Origin of the sequence: Cupriavidus necator (assembly GCF_040578825.1) — a bacterium.
In the GTDB taxonomy this organism is placed as follows: domain Bacteria; phylum Pseudomonadota; class Gammaproteobacteria; order Burkholderiales; family Burkholderiaceae; genus Cupriavidus; species Cupriavidus necator_E.
This window is the reverse complement of sequence record NZ_JBEFLI010000159.1, coordinates 1-3,064: the sequence shown is the minus strand read 5'-3', so window position 1 is coordinate 3,064 and position 3,064 is coordinate 1. Positions and strand designations below refer to the sequence as shown.

3 protein-coding genes are annotated in these 3,064 nt (G+C 62.1%); all 3 read left to right on the top strand.

Annotated elements, in window-relative coordinates:
- Window positions 1-84 precede the first annotated feature (84 nt).
- The 3 genes from tnpA to tnpC are packed head-to-tail and all read left to right on the top strand — an operon-like array spanning window position 85 to window position 2,463.
- Entirely contained in the window at window positions 85-510 is a 426-nt protein-coding gene (gene tnpA / locus AB1I47_RS33575) for an IS66-like element accessory protein TnpA (RefSeq protein WP_354687956.1), read from the top strand.
- Window positions 507-854: an IS66 family insertion sequence element accessory protein TnpB gene (gene tnpB / locus AB1I47_RS33570; protein WP_407935956.1), complete on the top strand. Its 348-nt coding sequence runs from the start codon at window positions 507-509 to the stop codon at window positions 852-854. The genes tnpA and tnpB overlap by 4 nt, the downstream gene beginning before the upstream one ends.
- A 43-nt stretch (window positions 855-897) precedes the next feature.
- Window positions 898-2,463 (top strand): IS66 family transposase, encoded by a 1,566-nt coding sequence (gene tnpC, locus AB1I47_RS33565; protein ID WP_354687954.1) that lies wholly within the window; start codon window positions 898-900, stop codon window positions 2,461-2,463.
- Window positions 2,464-3,064: the final 601 nt, after the last annotated feature.

The window sequence follows — 3,064 nt, the reverse complement described above, 5'->3', positions numbered from 1 at the left end:
GTAAGCGCCTCGTGGTGGCCGTTCTGGACGGGTAATTGAGGTTTTGGGTAATTTGGTGCCCACCAAATTATTGCGGACACCAAAGTGGACGAGACAGTGACTGGACGCACCGCTCGCGGTGCATACAAGCGGCCGAACTTCCCGACCGAGTTCAAACGGCGACTAGTCGAACAATCATTCGAGGCGGGCGCTTCGGTGGCGCTGATCGCGCGCAGCAACGATGTCAACGCGAACCTTTTGTTCAAGTGGCGGCGGCACTATTTGGCGGGGGCATACGGTTTGCCGACGCTGCCTGAAGGCGCGGCGGCGAAGCGGGAGTGTGTCACGCCAGCCCTGTTGCCAGTGGACATCGTCGCCCAGACGGCAGAACGTACGCTGTCGCCGACAATCCCTGCAGCGGCGTCATCCGAGAATATCTGCGAGATTGAGTTCGAGCGCGCACGCTTGCGGATTCGCGGTGACGTGTCGGCGGATATGCTGCGGCTGCTGATTCGCGAGCTGTCTCGATGATCGGCTTGCCGGCGGGCACACGCATATGGATGGCAGCGGGAGTGACTGACATGCGCTGCGGCTTCCAAGGCCTTGCTGCCAAGGTGCAGACAGCGCTCCAGGAGAACCCGCTTGGCGGCCACGTGTTTATCTTCCGCGGCCGTCGAGGGGACCTGATCAAGATTCTCTGGGCCACCGGCGACGGGCTCTGGCTGGCTGCCAAGCGGCTCGAACGCGGCCGCTTCGTCTGGCCGCAGGCCGACAGCGGCAAGATCCACCTGACCCAGGCCCAGCTGTCGATGCTGCTCGAAGGCATCGACTGGAGGCAGCCACAGCGCACGGCCGAGCCATTGTCGATGTTGTAAACGGCTATTGTAAACGGCACGGCACCTGCGTAAACTGCGCGGCATGCCTGATGCTGACGACCTTCCTGACGACATCGATGCCCTCAAAGCCATGTTGCTCGAGGCACGGGCATCGCTGTCGCAAGTCCAACAGGATCTGGCCGAGCGCGATCTGGAAATCGAACAGCTCAAGGCGCAGATCGACAAACTCAAGCGCATGCAGTTCGGCCGCAAGTCCGAGCAACTGGATCGTGAAATTGCGCGACTTGAGACGCGACTGGAAGATCTGACTGGCAGCCGTGGTGCGGCTGAGTTGCGCGAAGCGCAGACCGCTGGCAAGTACAAAGTGGCCGCGAACCAGTGCGCTTCGCGCGAAGCCCTGCCGGAACATCTGCCGCGCGAGGAGCATGTGCTGGAGCCCGAGCCGAGCTGCCCCGAATGCGGCGGCCAGATGCAGCCGCTGGGCGAGGACGTGTCCGAGCAACTCGGCCGTATCGCGGCAGCATTCAAGGTCATCCGCACCGTACGGCGCAAGAAGATCTGCGCCTGCTGTCGCCGCATCGCGCAGCCGCCGGCGCCGGGCTTGCCGATTCAACGCAGCATCGCGCACCCGAGCCTGCTTGCGGACATCTTTGTGGCCAAGTATGCCGATCACCAGCCGCTTTACCGGCAGTCGGAGATCGCTGCGCGCGAAAACGTCAAACTGGATCCGGCAAGCATGGGCCGCTGGGTTGGTCAGTGCGAGGCGTTGGTCGATCCGCTGGTGGAGGCGCTGCGGCGCTACACGATGGGCGGCACCAAGATCCATGCGGACGACACGCCGATCCCTGTGCTCGCACCCGGCAACAAGAAGACAAAGACCGGCCGGCTGTGGGTCTATGTGCGTGATGACCGCCGGTCCGGTTCGACGGAACCAGCCGCCGTATGGTTTGCATACTCGCCCAACCGGCAAGGCGTCCATCCACAGCGCCATCTGGCCGGCTTCAGCGGTGTGCTGCAGGCCGATGCGTATTCTGGCTTCAACGAGCTGTTCCGGGGCGGGGCGATTCGCGAAGCCGCATGCCATGCCCACGCGCGACGAAAGCTGTATGACATTCACGTGCGCACGCCATCTGAGACAACGCAAAAGGCGCTCGACTATATCGGCGAACTCTACGGTATCGAGGCCAGCATCCGCGGTAAGCCGCCAGCCGAAAGGCTGCGTGTGCGGCAGGAGCGCGCCAAGCCTCTGCTCGAGAGCTACGGAGCTTGGCTCAGGGCGAAGCTCAAGACGCTGTCGGCGAAATCGGAGACGACCAAGGCCATCAACTACTCCCTGAACCAGTGGGATGCGCTCATGCTGTACTGCGACGATGGCGCCGTCGAGATAGACAACAACCTGGCCGAAAACGCCTTGCGCTGCGTCGCACTCGGACGAAAGAATTTCCTCTTCTGCGGCTCCGATAGCGGCGGTGAGCGGGCAGCGGCGATGTACTCGTTAATTCAGACCTGCAGACTCAACGAGATCGATCCACGCGCTTACCTGGCTCATATCCTGACCTGCATCGCCGATCACCCGATCAACCGCATCGATGAATTGCTGCCGTGGCGTGTGCACGCGCCCCTGCATGGTTATTCCGGCCCAACTTGACCGACGATTCCGGACGAACGTGACCGATATCCCTGAGGTCCGGAATCCGCGGTCACAATACCGGAATGGCCGGTCACGATGCCGGAACGATGTCGTATCGCAGCGCACCGGTGTTACGCATATCCATAACGGATTCACGGCTCGCGGCGTGGGCCGGGGCGCTGCTCGATTGCACTGAAGGCGCTCCGTTACTCGGTAACGTCGATGGGCTATCGGCGAGCGACGAAGTAGGCTTCCCAATCAGGCGAGTCTGGATCGAGCCTGCGCACAATTGCCGTGTCGGCACGCACGATCAACCGCTCCAATATCTCTCGCTTCGTTACTGAGTAACGGCGCGCCAGGCGAGCAAGGGCAAGGTCTGCCTCGGTGGTTACCCACATGTTCAGCCTTCGCTCTCCGTTGCCATCGTTGCCTGCTGTCGCGCGCCTTGCGCGGTAAGCCGCTTGGCGCTGCGCTGTCGTTTGTGCCATCTCGCTCCCCTTTACGAGCGTTACTCAGTAACGTCACCACTTGTCGTTACTGGGTAACGAAACATCCCCAAAGCGGACAGCATGCCGTGCCCTATGCCCAACGTCCATCACGGTCCTCGCGAGGCGCTTAC